Consider the following 15,353-nt stretch of genomic DNA (forward strand, 5'->3'; position numbering starts at 1 on the left):
TGTGTCTGATTCTAATGCTACTGGTAATGTTACTTTTGTGTTTGATGATGGTTCTAATGTGACTGTTCCTGTTGGTGTTCCTGTTGTTTATACTCCTAATTCAACCGGCAATCATACTATAGATGTAATCTATAGCGGTGACGATAACTTTGAAGGCAGCAACAAAACTGTTGTTGTTGAAGTCACTAAAATCGATGCAGGATTTAATGCAATTATAACTCCAAATGAAACTGCATTGACAGAGCCGATTCACTTAAACAGTTCCGTTATAGATGATGATGCAACAGGTAATGTTACTTATGTCTTTGATGACGGTACAGTGATTACAGTTGATGTTGGTGAGGAAGTCGAATATGTTCCAAAAGAAGTTGGCAATCATACAGTTAAAGTAATTTACTCCGGTGATGACAACTTTGATGGAAGTGAAATGACCCTAAATTACACAATTGTTGAATCAGGCCTTGATGTGGATATCGATGCAATAACAAAAACCGTTGTTGTCGGTGATCAAGTAGTATTTAACATTTCAGTATTTAACGGTGGAGAAATTCCATTGACTCGTGTTGTAGTTAATCAGCTTGCTATAGGTAGTCTAAACTATGCAGAGTTAATTGATGAAAGCGGATTATGGATTGAAATAACTGGAACTTTATCTGAAGGCGATTTGCTTCAGGCAAGTGAAAATATCCGTTCATGGAGATATCTGGGTGTATTAAACCCTGGTGAAACCGCTTCATTCAAAGCAGTTTACGATACTTATGAACCAGGTACTTTTGACAATGAGGTAATTGCTACTTCTGATGAAGCTGATAGTAATTCCGCAAGTGATTTTGTTCATGTATTAATCAGGGATTATGATATTTCTGTTGTTGTATTGAATGATACTGTTAAGGAAGGTGAACAGGTAATGTTTAAGGTTATTGTAAACAATACTGGTGAAACAAACTTAACTAATATTACATTCAGTGATATTCCTGATGCTTCATTGATCTATGATTCATTCATTGATTCAAACAACTCTTGGGATAAAGGAAATGGCTTGTCATGGACTTTAACACAAGATTTAACTCCAGGTAAGGCTGCTGAAATCATACTGGTATTCAACACTACAGCAAGAGGTAACTTGACCAATACAGTTACTAGCGAAAACAAAACTGCTGATGGCACTGTTTGTGTAGATGCATTGCATCCTAACTTAAGTGTTGTTAAGATAGTCAACAGACCAGTTGCAACTATTGGTGAGACTGTAAGCTTCACTATTGTTGTTACAAACACTGGAGATTGTGATTTGGATGGTGTTTATGTTATCGAAGAAATTCCAGATGGATTGTCATTTATCAACTACACTGGTGATAAATGGATAAAAGAAGGCTATACTTTTAAACATAATGCAACTTTACATGTTGGCGAGTCTGCAAGCTTTACAGTATTCTTCAATACTTTAAAAGCAGGCAATATTACCAACAGGGTAACTGCAGGATCTGATTTGACAGGTAATATAACTTCAGCATCCAATACCACACAGGTTTTATCTAACGGCACTGTTGTGGAAGATGAGAACATTACACAAGCAATCGAAACAATTATTGATAATAATAAAACTACTGGTAATCCAATTATAGTATTACTTTTAGCTTTATTTGCAATAATACCATTGAGAAGGTTTAAAAAATAAAATTTAAACTTTTCTTTTTTTTCTTTTTTTAATTAACTATTTATACTATCTTATTCAAAAATAAATATATCAAAAACAAGGAGACTGTTTTTAATGGCTAAATGGAAATGTAAACTTTGCGGATATATTTATGATGAGGATGAAGGTTTTCCTGAACGTGGAATTGAACCTAGAACTCCATTTTCCGAGCTTGCCGATGCATTTAAATGCCCGAAATGTGGTGTTGCCAAATCAATGTTCAAGGAAGTAGAATAGTTTATATATTAAAAAACTAAGAATTAATATTGTTAAGCCAATTTATTGGTATTGATATATAAAGGAGAATATACTATGGCTAAATGGAAATGTAATATGTGCGGATTTGTATATGACGATGACGCAGAAGGAACCGCTTTTGAAGATCTCCCAGATGACTACAAATGTCCAATGTGCGGAGCAACAAAAGATATGTTTAGTAAAGTAGAATAAGGAGAGATAATTATGGCATTCGTTTGTAAAGTATGTGGATATGTTCACGAAGCTGATGAATTACCAGACGACTTCACCTGCCCAATGTGCGGTGTTGACGCAAGTAATTTCGAAGAACAATAATTTTTGTTCTTCAACTAATTTTTTATTTTACTAAAACTTCTTTATTTTTAAAACTGACATTAATCTTACCGTTATATTTTTCAAAAATTTTTTCAATATCTCTGAAATCTTTAGACACCACTTCATAGATGACCTTATCGGAATAATCTTTATTTATTGCTTCCAGATTGTTGTTTCTCACTTCACCATCAACCAGTTTTATGTCGCCATATTCAAAGGTTAACGTATAAACGTCATATGATTCCACTTCAAGTATTTCTGCCTCGGAGATGGCTTCCATAACGGATTTTGAATAAGCCCTGACAAGTCCTCCGGCTCCAAGCTTAATTCCTCCGAAATAACGTGTAACAACAGCAGTCACATTATGCAGTTCATTTTTTCTCAGCACATTGATCATTGGTTTTCCAGCAGTTCCGCCAGGCTCTCCGTCGTCGTCAAATCCTTCACCGTCCGAGACTATATATGCAGTACAATTGTGTGTGGCATCGCTATACTGCTCGTTTACTTTCAATATTATTTCTTTGCTTTCCTTTTTGTTTTTGGTTGGAAATAAATGGCATATGAACTGTGATTTCTTGACATTTATTTCACTTTGAACTGCTTTTGTTATCGTTTTCATAATATCCTATAAACTTATATATCTTATCAGACATATTATTGTTATTAATTTTATAGGTGTTATAAATGGCAAGTCGTTCTGCTATAGTGTTGGTTGTTTTGGTAGTTGCAGTTATTGCATTCTGTTTTGCTGGTGTTTTTGCAGCAATGACTGGCACATATCATTTGAACCTTGATTTTGGAAATAATACAACTGAAGAAACCAGTTTGTTTGGAAATCTGTCTGATTTAACTTCAGGTGATAATTCAGGTTCTTCAGATGATAGTTATGTGGAGACTTACACAGACAGCGGAAGTTCTGAAAGCTCACAAAGCAGTGTTGAAACGACAGAGGATACTTCTTCCTCATCACAAACTGAACAAAGTTCATCATCAGATGGTGGAGGTAGTGTAGAAACTACAACTTATCCTACTGAAGCTTAAAAATCAAGTAATTTTTCAACATCGAAGAGTACTGTATCAATAGCTAAATTGAAGAGTTGCTGGCCGTATTCTTCGTCAACATATACTCCGTTTTCTTCAACGTCAAGCGCTCCTTCCTCAATGTTAGGGTCGTTTTCACGTGCTTTTTTAAATCCGTGAAGACCAACTTCAATGTATTTGTTAACGTCTGCCTGTTTATCTAGTTCATCTTCATTAATGATGCCCAATACTTTCGCCATTGATAGTTCGCCGCTTCCTGCATGAGGGCCTTCCGTGGAAATTATCTTGTTGTTCATCACCACAATCAAATCAGTCTTATCTTCAATGTCCCATATCTCGGCCATCAACGGCAGGTTGCCACCATGGGAATTCACTATAACGACCTTTTCAATATCAAGGAATCTTTTAGCTGAATTCAAGGTTTCTATGACATTTTCTTTAAGTACATCCAGGGAAACGTGCACTCCATGGTCGATTTCGTCAAGTTCATATGCGGGAAATATAACTCCAAGAAATTTGGCTCCGGATTTGAGTGCTGATTGAAATGCGATGTGAGAACCTATCTTTGCATCGGTATCTATTGGCAATGCCGGGCCGTGGTTTTCAAGATGTGATCCGAGGGCGATTATTCCGATTTTGTGTACTCCTGGGTCTCTTATCTTTCCTGCTCTGTATCTCAGTTCGGCCATTTTCAATCACCTTTATACTTCAAAGTTCCAGATTTCGTCTCCGACAAAGTGTTTGGTTTCTATTGCCTTTCCTGAATCGTGTTCAACCATTTCATCGCCGGTTATTAGGCTTACTCCAATAGCTAATGGCTTGTGGTGTGTTTCATCGACAATCAGGACGATATCTCCAGGTTCTATATTGTCGTCTGCATCAACGATTCCCGGACTCATAATGTCTGCTCCGTTTGTAACGAAACGAACTGCACCCATATCCACGGTAACTGTTTTGCCGTCAATTTCATTGGCAAGTGCTGCCTTAAGTGTTGGAAATGCCTTGTCATTGATTATTATGATGTATGGTTCGCCGTCCACAAGTATGAATGAATTGGGTTCGGCTTCCAGGATTTCCACATTCTTTTTGTTTTCAAGAAGTCCTCCGTATTCTCCCAATTCGCTTTTGATCTGTTTGATTTTTTTCTTTTTTAGGAAATTTCTTTTTTTAACTTTAATTGCCATGTTTTTACCTGATTTTTATTATTAATATTTATTATGGTTTTATAAATTAATAAATTTTTTTCTGATGGAATATCTCGGATATCTTAGATATACGTTATTGTAGTCTATGGCCTCATTGTAGTCGGCCATTTGAAAGGGTGGGTCCCTGCTTGCATATTTCAGTATTGATGTTGCATTTTTTCCAATCAGAGGCCGGATTGTTGAATTTATAATGTTTCTTTTCTTTTTTGAGAAATGTACATCCGGCAGATGTGTCAGATAATACTTGTGCAGCGTGGTGTGGTAATATGGCTCCTTTCGAAAATATATTTTCTTTCTTTCTATCAGTTCCTCTGTAATCTTGTTGAAATGTTTAGGCAGTATTCCCTTTTTTGATTTGACGTATTCCTCGTCGGTCAGGGACTCTCCGTATACCTCATAGTAGTTGAAATCAATGAAATACATCGTTGTTGAGATTACTGTCTTTCCGACATGTGGCTTGTCATAGCAGTTGGATAGAATATATGTTAATATGTTGATGTATTCGCTTTTGTTGAATGCCATAGCATTTTTATTCTATGAATGTCTATAGTATATAATAAAAATGCGAGAGAGCATTTGACCAGTATTTTTTTACTTTTAACACTAACATTTATATATTAGTAAGAGCATATAATTTATTATTAGTTTTAATTAGGTTTTGTCTTATCTTAACTTGATTATATTATTTCTAATACGGGTAATTGTTAAATCAATGATTGCTTTTAAAAACTAATTTAAAAAATACAATTAATGGTAATATAAGGTGATATAATGAGCGGACAAAATGTTCAAAGACCACTTGATGCATTAGGAAAATCTATCGATGCTCCAGTTTTAATCAAACTCAAAGGAGACCGTGAATTCAGAGGTATACTCAAAAGCTTCGACTTACACATGAACTTGGTTCTCAACGACGCTGAAGAGTTACAAGATGGAGAAGTTACTAGAAGATTAGGTGTTGTCCTCATCAGAGGAGACAATATTGTTTATATTTCACCATAAATATTATTCAATGATTGTTTAAGATAACTAAATTTATTTAAATAGATGTAGGAGGTGTATCAATGGCAAAGGGAACTCCATCAATGGGTAAAAAGAATAAAAAGACCCATATCAGATGTAGAAGATGTGGTAAAAACACTTATCACGTACGTAAAAAAGTCTGTGCTTCTTGTGGATTCGGAAGATCCAGCAAATTAAGAAGATACAGCTGGCAAAACAAAAAACCAACTACTAGGCAAAGACTAGTTTAAGTCGGTATAAAATTATTGGAGATTATTAAATTAATCTTCATCAAACCACTTTTTTTAATTATCATCACAATTTTTAGGCATGGTTAAATTTATATACTTTGAGTTTCTAATTTTACTTAAAAATATTTTAGGTGATATCATGTCTGATTTGAAAGATTTAGCCCAAAATGAAAATGTCAATTTGGATGAATGCATAGTCTTTACCAAAGATGGCGGAGATGCCTTGGCGGTAAACATTGCTTATGTCGGAATCAAGCAAAGGCAGGACAAGCTGATGAGCGTCAACTTTTCAATGTCTCCTCAAAAGGTTAAGCAGCTGGATGAATTTTTCTCTGATGTCAGCTCAGGTGCGCTTTTCTATTATGACATTTCACAGACCGGAAGCATTCCTGTTAACTACAGGGGACTGTCCAATGTAACCAAAAAGGTAAGCAACGACCCTGAAGCAATATTTGAAGTGTCCCTTTTAATGCAGACTGCTCAGAATGTGCCTAAGGACAGCTATCTTGATCCTACCTGTGACTGCTGTTCATTTCACTGCATTTTATGAGGTGCCGATTTTATGTACAGTGATGAAAATTACGTAAAAATTACTAAAATGGATGGTGATGATTCCATTGAAATCCACGAAAACTACGTCAGGCTTCGTGAAGGCCAAAACAGGCTCATGGCTTTGAATGTCAAGGCTCCACTTTTTGAGACTGCCGAGATTCAAAGGTTTTTTGACGGATTCAATTCCTCCGAAAAGTTAAAGGTCAATATTTCAGCCACAGGCGATTTCGGTGTGAAATTCAGGGGAATAATTGACGGCAAGGAAAAGAACTTTTCCCAAAACATGGACCATATTATAATCCTTTTTGAGAAGTACAACTGCTTTGGAACCTACAGGGATGTCAAAAGGGTTTCCAAGTTCATGCCGAGGGGTTATTTCAGCTAGATTTCCCCCTCAACGGCATCCCAGAAATCCTGCGCCCAGCTTCTTTGAGCGTCAATTACCAGATCTAATAATCTTACCTTACCGTCCCTGAATCTGAATAAACGGTAATCGGTCTGCGGCTTTTTGGCGCTTCCTTCCTTGTTGCAGTCAAGGTATAGGCCTTCGCAGTATTCTGCCTCGAAGTCTCCAGCCTTCACAAAATCTCCGACAAGTGAGTATCCGTTCGTCACGTTTTTGTCAAGCTCTTCTACTGTTTTAAGCCATCCGCCCTGTGCCCTGAACTTCATGTCAGGGTCAATATTTGTTATTTCTTCTTTCCAGTTTAATATCATAATTACCAAATCCTTGATTGAACTTTATTCTTAATGCATATATAAGCGAAGAGCTAGAGCATTTGAACACTATTCAAAATATCACAATTGTTATATATAATGAAGTTTAAATAAATTAAATACCATAATTAATATCATATTTATTAATTGATGGGCTTTAACATGAATTTATTTGAGAAATTTGGCATAGAACCGAACAATGAGGACTACTATAAGATGGCATTCATGCACGGTTCATATGCAACGGTACATGGTATAAAATACGATTATGAACGTTTGGAGTTTCTTGGCGATTCAATCTTGAACATGCTGGTTTCCGAATACCTTTACAAGAAATATCCTAAATACGGTGAAGGCAAACTGACAAAACTGAGGGCCAACTATGTATGCCAGTCAGCTTTAATCTATTATTCACACGAGCTTGGACTAAAGGATTTTCTGAAGGTATCAGTTGATGAAATGAATCTCACGGACAATGAGGTGTTGTCAATCACTTCCGACATTTTCGAATCATTCCTGGGAGCGATGTTTCTTGATCAGGGTCTGGCATATACGAAAAGGTTCATTGCAAAGATTATATTCAGGCATATCGATGATGAAATGGTGTTTTTCCATGACTACAAGTCTGAAATCAAGGAATATTGTGATGCGCATGAGACCGAAGTCCACTATGAACTTCTTGAAGAGCATGGAGTTCCTCATGACAAGACATTTATAATGGCAATATATCTGAATGATGAGAAAATGGGAACCGGAATCGGTAAGAATAAAAAGGAAGCTGAGCAGGAAGCTGCAAAAGAAGCTATGAAAAATTTACATTTAATTAGGTGATTTTAATGGATAAGGATTCTGTTGGTATTGTTGAAACTCAATATCTGAATATTGACGAGCCTTTCATACTGGAAAGCGGCAAATCATTGGACAATATCATCATAGCTTATGAGACTTATGGTGAATTGAATAAGGAAAAAAGCAATGCCATCCTGATTTGTCATGCTCTAACCGGTGACGCTCACGCTGCAGGCTGGCACGAAGGAGATAGAAAGCCCGGCTGGTGGGAGATAATAATAGGTCCCGGAAAAGTGCTGGACAGTGAAAAATACTTCATAATCTGTTCCAACGTTTTGGGAGGATGCAAAGGAACAACAGGTCCAAAATCAATAAATCCAGAAACCGGCTATGAATACGGTGTGGATTTTCCTGTAATCACAATCAAGGACATGGTTGATGTTCAAAAGCTATTGATTGATTCATTCGGCATCAATCAGCTGTATGCGGTCATTGGGGGATCCATGGGAGGAATGCAGGTTCTTCAATGGATTGTAAGCTATCCGGACATGATGAAAAAGGCAGTTCCGATAGCCACGACCGCAAGGTCTTCCCCTCAGCAGATTGCATTCAATGAGGTTGGCCGCCAGTCAATTGTCTCAGATCCCAACTGGAAGCAGGGAAACTATTACGGAACCGGCCAGATTCCTAAAAACGGCCTGTCCATTGCCCGTATGATTGCCCACATAACTTATCTCAGCGACGAGTCAATGTTCATCAAGTTCGGACGTGACCTTCAGGACAAGGATGAAATCAGCTATGACCTTTCAATGGATTTCCAGGTCGAAAGCTATCTGCATCACCAGGGTGAGTCCTTTGTAAAGCGCTTTGATGCTAACAGCTATCTGTTCATTACAAAAGCTGTGGACTTATTCGACTTGTCTGTTAACAATTCACTTATTGACGGATTCAAGGACATCAGATGTAAGCTGGAAGTCATTTCAGTCGATTCAGACTGGCTCTATCCGACCGAACAGAGTACTGAAATAGTTGCTGCATTAAACGCAAACGACGTTGAAGTGTCATTTTCAGAAATCAAGTCCAATTACGGCCATGACGCATTCCTGCTTGAAAAGGGACAGCTCAATTATCTTCTCTCAAGATTTTTATCAGACAATATCGTTGCAGATTTGATGACAACAGATGTTCCGACAATCAGGGAAGAGGACAGTGTCAAAAAGGCAGCAAGACTGATGTTTGATAAAAACGTTACCCATCTGCCTGTTGTAACCGATGACAATAAATTGATAGGTATTGTCACCAGCTGGGATTTGTCAAAGTCAATTGCAACCAATTGTGAAAGTCTAACGGACATCATGACAAAAACGGTCAAATTCTGCTATTCATCAGATTCAATAGAGGAAATAAGCAGAATGATGCGAAAATTCGACATCTCATGCCTGCCTGTTGTCGATGAGGATTTCGTTGTTGAAGGAATCATCACGACTGACCATATCAACAATATGATGTCATAACTTTTTTTATTAATTTTTAAGGTGTTTTTCATTAATTCTAGGATGGATAAGTTTTTATTTGGGTGCAAAAGTGCTATTCCAATAGCATTCGGCTATATTCCTATGGGCATAGGCTACGCTGCACTTGCACTGAAAGCAGGTTTTAATCCATTCCAGACAGTTTCATTTTCAGTTCTGGTCTATGCTGGTGCCGGCGAAATAATTGCTGCCACAATGCTTGCAAACGGCGCAACTGCCCTGGCTATTATATTAACCAATTTTGTAGTTAATTTAAGGTATATGGTAATGAACACCGCCGTATACAATAAGATGAGTGAAAATTCCCTCTTGACAAACGTTCTGACAGCGCATCTTGTAACCGATGAGACATTTGCAATATTTTCCTTTGAAAGCGAATCATCAGTATGGTTCTATTCAGGATTATCCCTGACATCATGGCTTTCATGGATTTTAGGAGCGGTAATAGGAGTATTTGTCCTTGACTTTTTGCCTGTGATAGTGACGAACAGCTTCAATATTTCATTGTATGCGCTTTTTATTGCTATATTGGTTCCGGCCGTCAAACACAATAAACGTCTGGGTCTTCTGGTTGTAATTACCGCAATATTAAATGTAATACTTCAGTTTGTTGTTGGAAACTGGTCACTGATAATATCAACCCTTTTAGGTGCTTTGATCGGAATGTATATAGTTGACGATGAGGATATGGTCGAGGGGGCCGAATAATGCTTGACATTAACATTATTATTTTAGGATGTGCACTGGTGACATTCATTCCCCGTCTGATTCCCGCAATATTTGTCGATAAGCTCAATTTCGGTCCGAATGTTGAAAAATTCCTGAATCTGATTCCGTACACTGCCCTTGCGGCACTGATCTGTCCGGGAGTCCTGACTGTTGACAATCAGCTGTGGTATATAGGTCTTGTCGGCGCAATCGTTGCGGCAGGACTGTCCTGGAAAAAGGTTCCTCTGGGAGCTATCGTTATTCTGACAGTGGTGGTTTTAGTAACGGTTTATTCAATAGTTCCAATGTTTTAAAAAAAGCATATTATAAAAATACTTGGATAAAAATATAAATTCAAGCCTTTTTTATCCAAGTTTAAAGAAGAATATATAATTGATTATCATATATTGCTTGATTAAATAATTATTTTTCATAATATTTATATTATTCTATTTTCTGTAAATTTTTTTATTTTTATTAATTTGAAATAATATTACTTTTACTTTGATTTTTACTCGATTAAAGCAATATTACTTTTAAAAATGAGTTATTTTTAAATATCATTGGTATTAAATACATTTTTTACTGGTCATTGAAAAACTTTATTAACAAAGAAGGTTGTTTTGAATTGGTTATCAAAATATTGTTTAACTTCCTTCTGGAGGTAAAAATGGCATTAGTACTGTTAGATGCTATAGTTTTCATAGCTATTAGTTATTTGGCGTACTTTGTATCTCTAATTTAGTTGGAGAGAAGATTGAGTTAGTAGATGATGATTGATAGACAGGTATTGAGTTTTTCAAAGATATGATATTCAAGCCATCATATTGGGAAGTTTATTTTTCTTGTTGACCATACTTGATAGATTTTGAAATTAACTCATTGGAGGAGCTTTAGCTCTTCCTGCCTATTTTTACATAATTTTTTTAAAATAAATGGTGTGTTTATAAGATATAAAATATTAAAATCAGATAAAAATAAATTAAAGAGGATTGAACCTCTTAATTAATTGCTTTTTTCAGTGCCTGGTCAATGTCTTCAATCAAATCCTGAACATCCTCGATACCGACAGACATTCTTATGAAATCAGGTGTGATTCCGCTGTCAAGCTGTTCCTCTTCGGTCATGTTGGAGTGTGTTGTGCTTGCCGGGTGAATTACAAGGGTCTTTGAATCTGCAATGTTTGCAACATGGCTTAAAAGCTCAACACTTTCAATGAATTTCTTACCCTCTTCGATTCCGCCTTTAATGCCGAAGCTCACAATACATCCGTAGTTGCCGTTCAGGTATTTTTCAGCTATCTCATGGTTTTCATTGTCTTCAAGTCCAGGATAGTTTACCCAGGAAACTGCTTCATGGTCTTTTAGGAATCGGGCAATTTCCAGGGCATTGCTGCAGTGCTGATTGACCCTTAATGACAATGTCATGCAGCTTTGAAGAATCATGAATGCATTGATAGGACTCATAACCGTTCCCAAATCCTTCATCAGATGAACTCTTGCCTTTGTAATGTATGCCTTATTTCCAAATGCCTCTGAATATATCAGTCCGTGATATGACTCGTCAGGTTCGGTAAACATTGGGAATTTGCCGTTTGTCCAGTCGAATTTTCCTCCATCAACAATCATACCACCCATGCTTGTACCGTTTCCGGATAAAAATTTGGTTGCTGAGTGAACGACAATGTCTGCGCCATGATCAAGTGGCTTGACCATAGTAATCGCTGAAGTGTTATCTACAATCAGAGGAATGCCATTTTCATGAGCTATTTCGGCCAATGCCTCAAAATCAGGAATATCCAGCTGAGGATTGCCTATTGATTCACAATAAATTGCCTTTGTATTTTCATTGATTGCATCATTATAGGCATCCAAATCATGGGTGTCAACAAAATTGACCTTAATTCCCCAATTGGGCATGGTATTTTTGAATAAAGTGTATGTTCCCCCATAAAGGTTATTGGATGATACTATTTCATCTCCATTTCCTGCAATGTTTAAAATTGATAATAAAATTGCGCTCATTCCGGTTGACTGCGCCAGTGCCCCAACACCGTTTTCTATTGCAGCCACACGATTTTCCAAAACTTCTGAAGTCGGATTTGACAGTCTTGTGTAAATGTGTCCCTCTTCTTCAAGAGCGTATAGTTTTTTAGCTTTATCAGCACTTTCAAATGTATAGGAACTTGTATGATATATTGGTGTTGCCCTTGCACCTGTTACCGGATCGGGAAACTCTCCTGCATGAACTTCCAGAGTTCTTTGTCTATATTTATCTTTCATATTATCACCATTGTATATATGATAATAATTTTTTTAAGTTATTCCTATTATATTTTTTATATTGACCTATTTCTTTTTGAAAATGGATATTATTTGAACCGTTTAATAAGATTACGTTGATATTTTAATAGTACCTTTATTCTTTTGATTTACCCATTTAGTTCAATCATTTTTTCTAAATTTACAATCTGGATAGATTGCAGTAGTATTGTAGCAGATTTTATCGCACTTATCAGATTTAATTCTACTTCTAATTTATTTAATTCTTTTTCTTTTTCAGCTAGCATATATTCTCTATTTTTTATTATTTCATCTTTTCGTGCGATGTCTGCTTTGAATTGTTCTTCTCGGGTTAATTCGCAAAATTGTTTTTGTTTGAATTTTTCTCGTGTCATGGTTAACAACCTTCTATTATTTTTTTTTAGTTGTGGGGGTGATGTTTAATCGTGATGTTTGTAATTTATTAGTTTTATGGCGTTTTTTTTTAAAATAAAGAATTAGGATAAATAATATGTTATCCTATTTTGAATTTTGTTGTATTATTTGTTGTTCTAATTTTTTCATTTTTTCATTTTGTTCAGCCAGCATTCTTTCTTTTTCTGCAAGCTTCTTTTTGGTTTCTTCATCTTTTTCTGCAAGTTTCTTTCTGGTTTCTTCCTTTTCTTTAGCTAGCATATATTCTCTATTTTCTATTATTTCGTCTTTTCGTGCGATGTCTGCTTTGAATTGTTCTTCTCGTGTTAATTCGCAAAATTCTTTCTCATCCAATCTTTTTGTTATCATTTTTAACAACTCCTTGGTCTTTTGTTTATTATCCTTAAAAATCTCCTTAATCATTATTTTGAGAACATGGTGTGTGTCTAATCGATGGTGACTGTCCATTTTGACTTGGGCAAACATGTTGCATATTTCTTCAAGTATCTTTTTGTCTATATCACCTGTAACAAATAGGGCAATATATGCGAAGTTAATTGCATTGCTTTCTGATATTTCGATATTCATATCTATGTTTCTCAATATATTTAATTTTTCGCAGATGTCCTTTTCTCTCACTACAATGTGATATACATTGAATACATTGTTCTTTGAAGTATAACATTTCATCTTTTCATCCTGTTCGATAGGGGTTATTACAATGGAAATCGATGGAAGATTGTTTTCGTGAATCAGATGTATTTTGTAGTCGTATATTGGGTCTATCTTTCCGTATTCTATGGGTGTGGTCTGATGTTCCACATTAATTGTTGATTTTTGTGTTATGAATCCGTCTTTTTCAACCAATTCAGCTATATCCAATTCCAATTTTGATCCGTCCTCTTTGTAGACAATTCGGTCAAGTGATTTGATGAATTTCCCAGGAAATCCAAAGGTTTCATGAGAAGTTTTTGGATATCTGCTGACAATGTAGTTGAAACAGTAATCGCGAGGATTGTTTGTTGTTTCGCGCATTATGGATTCAACCATTTTGTCAATTTCGTCATTTCTATTCATAATATTCACGCTTTAATTTTTATTTAAATATTGTAAACAATATAATATTGTATTTAATAGTTTATAAATTCTTTGTTTTTATTTTAGACAGTATAACTTCCTTAAATCAATAAAATAACCAATGAGTTATATTTTTTGAGAAGGTTATATTGTCCCAACTTGTAATTTTTGTGGCAATTCTTTTATGATATCACTTCCCATAGTTATTACTATGAGTTCAATAGTTGGTCTTCAGGGAAAGTTCAGTGGAAATGACTTGATTAAAATGTTAAAAGCATCAAAAATGCGCGGGCCTGATTCATCCGGCATATATCTGGATGAAATTGTCCATGACATAGATTTGGATAGCTTTGGCGATGAAAACGAATATGATATTGCTTTTGGCCATAATCTGCTTTGCGTTTATGACATGCATGACCGAAAGTCTTCACCTCAGCCGATATCAAAGAATAACCTTGTATTGGCTTTTGACGGGGCTTTATATAATTTCAATACCCTCAGAAATTTTTTAAATAAGGTTGGTGTTGAAGGCGAAATCACATCAGACGCTGAGGCGCTAATCAGTCTGATTGACTTTTACAACAGGGGAGACCTTCTTAAAGCCCTTCAATCTGCCGTTCATCTCATTGATGGGGACTATGCATTTTCAGTATGGGACGGTGAGAATCTGGCTGTTGCACGTGACCCCTTGGGCGTCAAACCCCTGTTTTATGCTGTGGGTGATGATCTGTGCGCATTCGCATCTTCACGTGACAGCCTCCGTGAGATTGGCTTTGATGAGATTCAGACATTATTGCCCGAAAACATTCTTTTTAACTGGGATGATGTAGCTCCATCACAATACATTCATGAAAAAATCATGGAAGTTGATGCATCTAAGTTGGACAAGCTATTAAAGTTAAGTGTTTCCAAAAGAGTTGAAGGATTAGACAGGCTAGGTGTAATATTTTCGGGGGGTGTTGACAGTTCGATTTTGGCAATGCTTCTGGAGGAGATATCATGCAACAAAAGGCTTGACATAACATTATATGCTGTGGGCACTGAAAGCTCAAAGGATTTGGAGGCCGCAAGATACGCCGCCGAATACCTTGACCTTCCATTAAAGACACAGATTATAACTCCGGAACTTATAAAGGAACATCTTGGCGAGGTCGTCCATGCGATAGGTGACGATAACCTTATGAAGATTGGAGTCGGCCTGACGGCATACTTTGCATCAAAAATGATTCATGATGACAATCTGAATGTGGCAATTTCAGGTCAGGGCGCCGATGAGCTTTTCGGCGGATACAACAGGTATCTGAAAAGCTATGAAGAAGGGGATCTTGAATTCGAGATTCGCCAGGACATATCCAACATGTATCATGTAAACCTTGAGCGTGACGACGCATGCACAATGCTCAATTCGGTTGAAATAAGGCTACCTTTTTTAGATAAAAGCCTTGTGGAATATGCAATAAACCTTCCTGTCAAGAACAAGATTTCAGGCTCCGGAGATGTTTTAAGAAAAAACATAT

Annotated in this window: 22 protein-coding genes; 14 read left to right on the forward strand and 8 right to left on the reverse strand. The window is 36.4% G+C overall.

From position 1 onward, the window contains the following. From ACKI2W_RS04655 to ACKI2W_RS04670, 4 genes are all read left to right on the forward strand, one after another. Nucleotides 1-1,675: hypothetical protein (locus ACKI2W_RS04655; protein ID WP_407379726.1), on the forward strand; the 1,675-nt coding region annotated here is incomplete at its 5' end. Between the two features lie 93 nt (nt 1,676-1,768). After that, entirely contained in the window at nt 1,769-1,930 is a 162-nt protein-coding gene (locus tag ACKI2W_RS04660) for a rubredoxin (RefSeq protein WP_407379728.1), read from the forward strand. 75 nt (nt 1,931-2,005) lie between these two features. Next, the gene (locus tag ACKI2W_RS04665; RefSeq protein ID WP_407379730.1) at nt 2,006-2,143 is read left to right on the forward strand and encodes a rubredoxin; all 138 of its coding nucleotides are present in this window, start codon (nt 2,006-2,008) and stop codon (nt 2,141-2,143) included. 12 nt (nt 2,144-2,155) lie between these two features. Continuing rightward, nucleotides 2,156-2,266: a rubredoxin-like domain-containing protein gene (locus ACKI2W_RS04670; protein ID WP_058738961.1), complete on the forward strand. Its 111-nt coding sequence runs from the start codon at nt 2,156-2,158 to the stop codon at nt 2,264-2,266. 22 nt (nt 2,267-2,288) lie between these two features. Here ACKI2W_RS04670 and ACKI2W_RS04675 read toward each other — a convergent pair whose 3' ends face one another. Then, on the reverse strand, nt 2,289-2,885 hold the full coding sequence (locus tag ACKI2W_RS04675) for a YigZ family protein (RefSeq protein WP_407379732.1): 597 nt from the start codon (nt 2,883-2,885) through the stop codon (nt 2,289-2,291). A 65-nt stretch (nt 2,886-2,950) separates the two neighbouring features. On the opposite strand from ACKI2W_RS04675, the gene ACKI2W_RS04680 reads away from it, so the two are divergent. Continuing rightward, the gene (locus tag ACKI2W_RS04680) at nt 2,951-3,307 is read left to right on the forward strand and encodes a hypothetical protein (protein WP_407379734.1); all 357 of its coding nucleotides are present in this window, start codon (nt 2,951-2,953) and stop codon (nt 3,305-3,307) included. Here the strand turns inward: ACKI2W_RS04680 and arfB are convergent. From arfB to ACKI2W_RS04695, 3 genes are read right to left on the reverse strand one after another with little or no spacing between them, the layout of a single operon-like run. Further along, nucleotides 3,304-3,996: a 2-amino-5-formylamino-6-ribosylaminopyrimidin-4(3H)-one 5'-monophosphate deformylase gene (gene arfB / locus ACKI2W_RS04685; protein ID WP_407379736.1), complete on the reverse strand. Its 693-nt coding sequence runs from the start codon at nt 3,994-3,996 to the stop codon at nt 3,304-3,306. The two genes, ACKI2W_RS04680 and arfB, sit on opposite strands and share 4 nt — an antisense overlap. A gap of 12 nt (nt 3,997-4,008) precedes the next feature. After that, nucleotides 4,009-4,491, reverse strand: coding sequence for a DUF1947 domain-containing protein (locus tag ACKI2W_RS04690; RefSeq protein WP_407379738.1), 483 nt, complete (start codon nt 4,489-4,491; stop codon nt 4,009-4,011). Nucleotides 4,492-4,530: 39 nt separating this feature from the next. After that, on the reverse strand, nt 4,531-5,034 hold the full coding sequence (locus tag ACKI2W_RS04695) for a type II toxin-antitoxin system antitoxin SocA domain-containing protein (RefSeq protein ID WP_407379740.1): 504 nt from the start codon (nt 5,032-5,034) through the stop codon (nt 4,531-4,533). A 249-nt stretch (nt 5,035-5,283) separates the two neighbouring features. On the opposite strand from ACKI2W_RS04695, the gene ACKI2W_RS04700 reads away from it, so the two are divergent. From ACKI2W_RS04700 to ACKI2W_RS04715, 4 genes are all read left to right on the forward strand, one after another. Further along, the gene (locus ACKI2W_RS04700; protein WP_058738966.1) at nt 5,284-5,514 is read left to right on the forward strand and encodes an LSm family protein; all 231 of its coding nucleotides are present in this window, start codon (nt 5,284-5,286) and stop codon (nt 5,512-5,514) included. Nucleotides 5,515-5,576: 62 nt separating this feature from the next. Continuing rightward, nucleotides 5,577-5,765 carry a 50S ribosomal protein L37e gene (locus tag ACKI2W_RS04705; RefSeq protein WP_292795469.1) on the forward strand — a complete coding sequence of 63 codons (189 nt, stop codon included), beginning with the start codon at nt 5,577-5,579 and terminating at the stop codon, nt 5,763-5,765. A gap of 139 nt (nt 5,766-5,904) precedes the next feature. After that, complete coding sequence (locus tag ACKI2W_RS04710; protein ID WP_407379743.1) at nt 5,905-6,315, forward strand: hypothetical protein; 411 nt, start codon at nt 5,905-5,907, stop codon at nt 6,313-6,315. Nucleotides 6,316-6,327: 12 nt separating this feature from the next. Beyond that, entirely contained in the window at nt 6,328-6,702 is a 375-nt protein-coding gene (locus tag ACKI2W_RS04715) for a hypothetical protein (RefSeq protein ID WP_407379745.1), read from the forward strand. Here the strand turns inward: ACKI2W_RS04715 and ACKI2W_RS04720 are convergent. Continuing rightward, nucleotides 6,699-7,034, reverse strand: coding sequence for a hypothetical protein (locus ACKI2W_RS04720; protein ID WP_407379747.1), 336 nt, complete (start codon nt 7,032-7,034; stop codon nt 6,699-6,701). The two genes, ACKI2W_RS04715 and ACKI2W_RS04720, sit on opposite strands and share 4 nt — an antisense overlap. Nucleotides 7,035-7,196: 162 nt before the next feature. Between ACKI2W_RS04720 and rnc the strand changes: the two genes are divergently transcribed. The 4 genes from rnc to ACKI2W_RS04740 are packed head-to-tail and all read left to right on the forward strand — an operon-like array spanning nt 7,197 to nt 10,377. Beyond that, a complete protein-coding gene (rnc, locus tag ACKI2W_RS04725) occupies nt 7,197-7,865 on the forward strand; it encodes a ribonuclease III (RefSeq protein WP_407379749.1) in 669 nt (222 codons plus the stop codon). Between the two features lie 5 nt (nt 7,866-7,870). Next, complete coding sequence (locus ACKI2W_RS04730) at nt 7,871-9,337, forward strand: homoserine O-acetyltransferase (RefSeq protein WP_407379751.1); 1,467 nt, start codon at nt 7,871-7,873, stop codon at nt 9,335-9,337. A 42-nt stretch (nt 9,338-9,379) separates the two neighbouring features. Next, complete coding sequence (locus tag ACKI2W_RS04735; protein WP_407379753.1) at nt 9,380-10,063, forward strand: AzlC family ABC transporter permease; 684 nt, start codon at nt 9,380-9,382, stop codon at nt 10,061-10,063. Next, entirely contained in the window at nt 10,063-10,377 is a 315-nt protein-coding gene (locus tag ACKI2W_RS04740) for an AzlD domain-containing protein (RefSeq protein ID WP_407379755.1), read from the forward strand. The genes ACKI2W_RS04735 and ACKI2W_RS04740 overlap by 1 nt, the downstream gene beginning before the upstream one ends. Nucleotides 10,378-11,064: 687 nt before the next feature. Here ACKI2W_RS04740 and ACKI2W_RS04745 read toward each other — a convergent pair. The 3 genes from ACKI2W_RS04745 to ACKI2W_RS04755 all read right to left on the reverse strand — a co-directional run bounded on the left by ACKI2W_RS04745 (nt 11,065) and on the right by ACKI2W_RS04755 (nt 13,836). Further along, complete coding sequence (locus ACKI2W_RS04745) at nt 11,065-12,345, reverse strand: O-acetylhomoserine aminocarboxypropyltransferase/cysteine synthase family protein (protein ID WP_407379757.1); 1,281 nt, start codon at nt 12,343-12,345, stop codon at nt 11,065-11,067. Nucleotides 12,346-12,494: 149 nt separating this feature from the next. Further along, entirely contained in the window at nt 12,495-12,740 is a 246-nt protein-coding gene (locus tag ACKI2W_RS04750; protein WP_407379759.1) for a hypothetical protein, read from the reverse strand. Between the two features lie 124 nt (nt 12,741-12,864). Continuing rightward, nucleotides 12,865-13,836 carry a hypothetical protein gene (locus tag ACKI2W_RS04755; protein WP_407379761.1) on the reverse strand — a complete coding sequence of 324 codons (972 nt, stop codon included), beginning with the start codon at nt 13,834-13,836 and terminating at the stop codon, nt 12,865-12,867. Nucleotides 13,837-14,047: 211 nt separating this feature from the next. Here ACKI2W_RS04755 and ACKI2W_RS04760 point away from each other — a divergent pair. Beyond that, nucleotides 14,048-15,353, forward strand: a 1,306-nt coding sequence (locus tag ACKI2W_RS04760) for an asparagine synthase-related protein (RefSeq protein WP_407379763.1), incomplete at its 3' end; no start/stop codon positions are given.

The organism is Methanobrevibacter sp., from assembly GCF_045603845.1.
Taxonomy (GTDB): domain Archaea; phylum Methanobacteriota; class Methanobacteria; order Methanobacteriales; family Methanobacteriaceae; genus Methanocatella.